The sequence below is a fragment of the Moorena bouillonii PNG genome (genome assembly GCF_001942495.1).
GTDB lineage: Bacteria > Cyanobacteriota > Cyanobacteriia > Cyanobacteriales > Coleofasciculaceae > Moorena > Moorena bouillonii.
In genome coordinates this window covers 3,382,682-3,387,554 of sequence record NZ_MKZS01000001.1, presented here as the reverse complement: position 1 = coordinate 3,387,554, position 4,873 = coordinate 3,382,682, and the positions used below count along the sequence as shown (strand labels likewise).

Genomic DNA, 4,873 nt, shown 5'->3' with positions numbered 1-4,873 from the left:
GGAGTCGGGAGTCGGGAGTCGGGAATCGGGAATCGGGAGTCGGGAATCGGGAATCAGGGAGAAGAATTGACCCAAACACAATCAGAAACTGTTGATCAGTCTCAAACCCCGAATCATCAAGTTGAGTTTGGAAAGGTGACGGGATGTTTGCCTACTTCCAACGCTTTCCTCAGTTCTACCTTAGAGACTGGCCTGAATTTAATTACCACGGAAGTTGCTAAATGGATAGTGCAACTGGGGGTAGAGGAAACAGCTAACTTGGCCACCTTGGTGGGGAAAGTGATTACCCTCAATCAAACTAACCTTAGCACTGAAACCCATCAGCTCTCCCATCGTCCCCAATGTGCTGCTTGTGGGAATCCTCAACTTTTAAGCGATCGCGCTCATCAACCGGTTAGCTTAGTTAATCGTAAAAAGCAATACACTACCGATGGCGGACATCGTGCCTTTACCCCCGATCAAACCCTGAAACGCTACCAACACCTGGTTAGTCCCATCACCGGAGTTGTCAGTGCCTTAGTCCGTTCCTCTGACCCAGACAGTGCCCTGCTCCATACCTATCATTCCATTCATAGTTACGGTGCTGCCACCAATAATTTGAACCGTTTGCGTCGTCTGTTGGGTCTTGAACCTCCCCACCCTGTAGAGGGATGGGGATTCCCCGGCACAACAACTATGTTGCTGTTATCTCCAAGGGCGTAACTTTCCCCCGCACGGTCGGTAGCTGGGTTTAAAGTTACCGTAAGATAGTGGAGCCTTTATAGTTTGCAGGCTATGAGTAAAAGAGGTGCGACCCGTGGCGAATTTAATTCGCCTACGGAAAGCGCACCTTTGGTTAAAAATTTGTAATTAAGGCTCCACTATCTAAGGCGCGCGTCTAATGGGTCAATACCCAGTTTTTTTAGACCCCGCATTCTGATATTTATTGCCCCATTAATATCGGCATCATCATAGTGGCCACAGTTGGTACAAACAAACTTTTCCTTTTTTCTGTTGGCTTTACTTATGTGATGACATTTTGGGCATTTTTGAGACGTATGCCTGGGATTTATCTTTACTACTGGTATGCCTGACTTTGCAGCCACGACCTCTACCTTTTTGACTAGTTCTCCCCAGGCTGCATTAGATATTGAGCGATTTAAACCTCTTTTAGTGGATTGTCCGTTACGGTCATATCCGCCATTTTCGTTGGGTTTGGGTTTACACCGAGACTTCATTGCCTTGATGTTCATATCCTCGAAAACTAGGGCATCTGTTCCATTAACTAATTGATTGGCAACATTCCATTGATACGCAGTACGTTTGTTTGTAATCCGCTCATGAAGTGAAGCTACCTTAGAGTAAGACTTTCCTCTATTTTTAGATCCTTTCCTTTTTCGGCTAGCCGCTTTTTGTCTGAGTTTTAGTCGCCTTTCTCTACGCCTAAAAGATTTTTGTTTGGCTGGATTCGCTATTGTCTTCCCATTAGATATACTGATTAATTTCTTGATACCTAGATCACAACCTTTAACTTTTAAAGGATCAATCTCATACTTGTCTTTTGTAAGGATTGCCGGAACTGACTTGTCTTCGATCTGAAGACTGACAAACCATCCCCGAGCTTTCCTACGAACAGTCACAGATTTTAGAGTGAATCCTTCAGGAATAGGGCGAGAGTTGTAAAAGCCCATCCAACCAATACCCGGAAGATATATTTTGTTCCCATCTAGTTTTACTTGACCAGGAGCATACTTGAAGCTTCTGAATCGTGACCTTCTTTTAGGCTTTGGATATCCAGTCTCTCCCTTAAAAAACTTAGAGAATGCGACATCTAACTGCCTTAGGGTTTGTTGCAGAACAGTTGAATGGATTATTTTGTACCAAGGTCTCTCCTTCTTGAGAATTGGAAGATTTGAACTGTGAGCCTCATACGCACTCCTCCTTGGATTTTTTTTGCTGTTTTTCCAGGGGTAACCCACGGAATGATTTCTGCTTACAGAACAAGTCAGCGGGCACACCTCTCCACCACTTCTCAGATCGCAGTAATTACCCAACCTTGGAGCTTTTACCTGATCATAAGAGTCATTTCTATCTCTTAATAGGTAGTTGTCTTCTGATCGCAACATGTCAAGCCATTTTTTCATCGTGGCTTCTTGTTGTCGGTTTGGCTTGAGTTTATAGGAGTACCCTAGCTGCATTTATTCGACCTTTCTGTTTATGCTACATTAATTATAGCTTATCGAAATACAGATGTCAACATTATGGGAAAAAGAACTGGGAGACCACCAATACATGGAGAGGCGAAGAAAGCGCATACAGTTAGAACAACAGATGCGGCATGGGAAGGTTTGAAACAAATGGCGATCAAGGCAGGTTTAAACTTGTCTGAGTACCTAGAATCCCTAGGCAAGACTGGTCGATTACCTTAAATATTTGAGAGGGAAATTCATCCTAGAGACGCGCGCCTTAGGATAGGGTCGCCTTTATGGTTAGTCGGCTATGCATAAAAGGGTTAAAACTTTTTGATTAAGGCTCCACTATCCTTACGGTAACTTCAACACCTTAAGAAGGATGGGGTATTCTTTCCCCGTCAAACTCCCCCTATTGATAAAAGTGCTGGCAAAGGGAAAACTGACCGTCAAGCCAAAGCCAGTGGGTTCTGTGAAGCGGTAGAACGCTATTCCAGTATCTATCATGGGGATGAACCCCGGATTGTTTCTACCTTAGGGGAGTTGGGAGATACTGCTATTCCTCCCGAACAGGTGATGCAGTTTAGTGAGTATCAGTACGCTCACCGAGAAACCTTGAACAAAGCCCGAGTCGATCACAATTGGGTGCCGCAACGGTTTGATAGCAGCAAAGCCATTGAATGGACACCAGTTTGGTCTTTAGTGACACAAACCCATAGCTATCTGCCTACCGCCTTTTGTTATTACAACTATCCCCCATCAAAGGATCATCACTTCTGTTCCGGTGACTCCAATGGTAATGCTGCTGGCAATACCTTGGAAGAAGCGATTTTGCAGGGGTTTATGGAATTGGTGGAACGGGATAGCGTGGCTATTTGGTGGTACAACTCCCTCCAATGTCCGGGAGTGGATTTAGCCAGCTTTGATGACCCCTATCTGGTAGAGTTACAACAACTATACCGCGATCGCAAACGTGACTTGTGGGTGCTGGATATTACCAGTGATTTAGGCATTCCGGCCTTTGCTGCCGTGTCAGCCCGCACCGATCAGGAACAAGAAGGGATTATTGCCGGGTTTGGTGCCCATCTCGATCCTCGGATTGCCATTTTACGGGCAGTCACAGAGATGAACCAACTGGGATTTTATGTGGATGACGTGGAACCCAGTGAAACCGGGGCTTGGGAGGAATGGAATAAGCATAATCTAAACCGCAAAGACCATCCCTACATGGTTCCCAATCCTGACATTCCCCTCAAGCTTTACAGTGACTATGGTCAACAGTGGAGTGATGATATTTATGAGGATGTGATGACCTGTGTTAAAATTGCCCAATCCGCAGGCATGGAAACCCTAGTTCTAGACCAAACCCGCCCGGATATTGGCTTAAATGTAGTAAAGGTGATTGTACCAGGGATGCGCCATTTCTGGGCAAGATTCGCCCCCGGTCGGTTGTATGATGTCCCCGTTAAGTTAGGCTTGTTCGCGGAACCCTTAAGGGAAGATCAACTTAATCCGATCCCGATGATTTTGTAGGAATTAAGAATTAAGAATTTAGAATTTAGAATTAAGAATTGGGAGTCGGGAATCGGGAGTCGGGAATCGGGAATCGGGAATTGGGAATCGGGAGTCGGGAATCGGGAATCGGGAACAGGGAACAGGGAACAGGGAACAGGGAACAGTGGACAAGAATTCTCTCCCCATCTCCCCATCTCCCCATCTCTCCATCACCCCATCTCCCCATCTCCCCATCTCCCCATCTCAGCTAGTAGCCGGGAAACTGCCACCAATGAAGTGAATATCACTGAAGGTTTCGATCCACAGACGAGCGCCACAATCGAGGGGATGATCGGGATTATAGACAATCTTACAAGGACCGAGGATTTCGACTTCGTTGCCGTAGAGATTGGTACCCTTTCGTTTTACTGAAATCACTGGCTTCCGCTCTTGAGGGCTTTTGTGCATATTCGAGCCAATGTGATTGCGGTTGACATTAATCTTCGCTAAAGCCGGGGGACGACTAGTCTGCCATTTGCCCTTCGGTCCACGGGAGCCTTTGGTAATTTGTGGCAAATGGTTGAACAGAGGAATAATCCAGAATTTCCCACTTTTATAAGCACCCCGAACCCGACCCTTCTCTAGGAGTTGGCGCAATCGCCGAGACGAAATTCCTAACAGAGATGCGGCTTCAGTAGTACCAACACACTTGTTCATCAGTGGACTCCCCTTAACTATTCCGATAATACTAGTTTAATAGGAAAAAAGAGAATTGGCAATTTTGGGGAATCGGGAATCGGGAATCGGGAATCGGGAATCGGGAATAGACGGAAGAGTTTGGGATACGGTCGTGGATGCGTTCGCGTAGCGTGGCCTACGGCCAATCGCGTAGCGGCTCCAAAGAAGCATCCCGTAGCGTGACCCAAAGGCCAAGGTCAATCCCCCGTAGCGTGACCGTTCCCCTAGCGTGCATGCCTTTTGGCCAAGGTCAATCGCACTCTATAGCTCTAATCACGAGTAAGGTAAACAGGATTTTTTCCCAAACTCCCGATTCCCGACTCCCGATTCCCGACTCCCGATTCCCTAATTTTGTTACAAAAATTTAAAAATTATGTTATAATATGCAAATTTTTGTGCTATAGTAAAACTGTGGTCGTGCGCGACGTGAAAGCGTCAAGTTGAACCAAAGCCTGAAATGGCTTTCTGGAGAG

At 46.1% G+C, this 4,873-nt stretch carries 7 protein-coding genes and 1 pseudogene; 4 read left to right on the top strand and 4 right to left on the bottom strand.

The features are described 5' to 3' along the window. Positions 1-702, top strand: a 702-nt coding sequence (locus BJP37_RS13775) for a TOMM precursor leader peptide-binding protein (protein WP_143727982.1), incomplete at its 5' end; no start/stop codon positions are given. A gap of 158 nt (positions 703-860) precedes the next feature. Here BJP37_RS13775 and BJP37_RS13770 read toward each other — a convergent pair. Next, the gene (locus BJP37_RS13770) at positions 861-2,177 is read right to left on the bottom strand and encodes an RNA-guided endonuclease InsQ/TnpB family protein (protein WP_269087001.1); all 1,317 of its coding nucleotides are present in this window, start codon (positions 2,175-2,177) and stop codon (positions 861-863) included. Positions 2,178-2,240: 63 nt separating this feature from the next. On the opposite strand from BJP37_RS13770, the gene BJP37_RS41040 reads away from it, so the two are divergent. Both BJP37_RS41040 and BJP37_RS13765 read left to right on the top strand, forming a co-directional pair. Then, a complete protein-coding gene (locus BJP37_RS41040; RefSeq protein ID WP_198954039.1) occupies positions 2,241-2,408 on the top strand; it encodes a hypothetical protein in 168 nt (55 codons plus the stop codon). Positions 2,409-2,588: 180 nt separating this feature from the next. After that, positions 2,589-3,701 (top strand): annotated as a pseudogene (locus BJP37_RS13765) (YcaO-like family protein); the annotation flags it as partial. A 31-nt stretch (positions 3,702-3,732) separates the two neighbouring features. Here BJP37_RS13765 and BJP37_RS41035 read toward each other — a convergent pair. Genes BJP37_RS41035 through BJP37_RS36500 form a run of 3 tightly spaced genes read right to left on the bottom strand, consistent with a single transcriptional unit; the run spans position 3,733 to position 4,601 of the window. Further along, positions 3,733-3,909 (bottom strand): hypothetical protein, encoded by a 177-nt coding sequence (locus BJP37_RS41035; RefSeq protein ID WP_214607799.1) that lies wholly within the window; start codon positions 3,907-3,909, stop codon positions 3,733-3,735. 17 nt (positions 3,910-3,926) lie between these two features. Then, a complete protein-coding gene (locus tag BJP37_RS13760; protein ID WP_075899538.1) occupies positions 3,927-4,379 on the bottom strand; it encodes a MerR family transcriptional regulator in 453 nt (150 codons plus the stop codon). Positions 4,380-4,415: 36 nt separating this feature from the next. Then, complete coding sequence (locus BJP37_RS36500; RefSeq protein ID WP_143727606.1) at positions 4,416-4,601, bottom strand: hypothetical protein; 186 nt, start codon at positions 4,599-4,601, stop codon at positions 4,416-4,418. Between the two features lie 32 nt (positions 4,602-4,633). Between BJP37_RS36500 and BJP37_RS43550 the strand changes: the two genes are divergently transcribed. Further along, positions 4,634-4,768 (top strand): hypothetical protein, encoded by a 135-nt coding sequence (locus tag BJP37_RS43550; RefSeq protein WP_269087000.1) that lies wholly within the window; start codon positions 4,634-4,636, stop codon positions 4,766-4,768. The last annotated feature ends 105 nt before the right edge of the window (positions 4,769-4,873 follow it).

Coding starts and splice junctions, on each gene's coding strand:
- BJP37_RS41040 (WP_198954039.1), top strand. CDS start 2,241: ATGGGAAAAAGAACTGGGAGACCACCAATACATGGAGAGGCGAAGAAA.
- BJP37_RS13770 (WP_269087001.1), bottom strand. CDS start 2,177: ATGCAGCTAGGGTACTCCTATAAACTCAAGCCAAACCGACAACAAGAA.
- BJP37_RS43550 (WP_269087000.1), top strand. CDS start 4,634: ATGCCTTTTGGCCAAGGTCAATCGCACTCTATAGCTCTAATCACGAGT.
- BJP37_RS41035 (WP_214607799.1), bottom strand. CDS start 3,909: ATGGGGAGATGGGGTGATGGAGAGATGGGGAGATGGGGAGATGGGGAG.
- BJP37_RS13760 (WP_075899538.1), bottom strand. CDS start 4,379: ATGAACAAGTGTGTTGGTACTACTGAAGCCGCATCTCTGTTAGGAATT.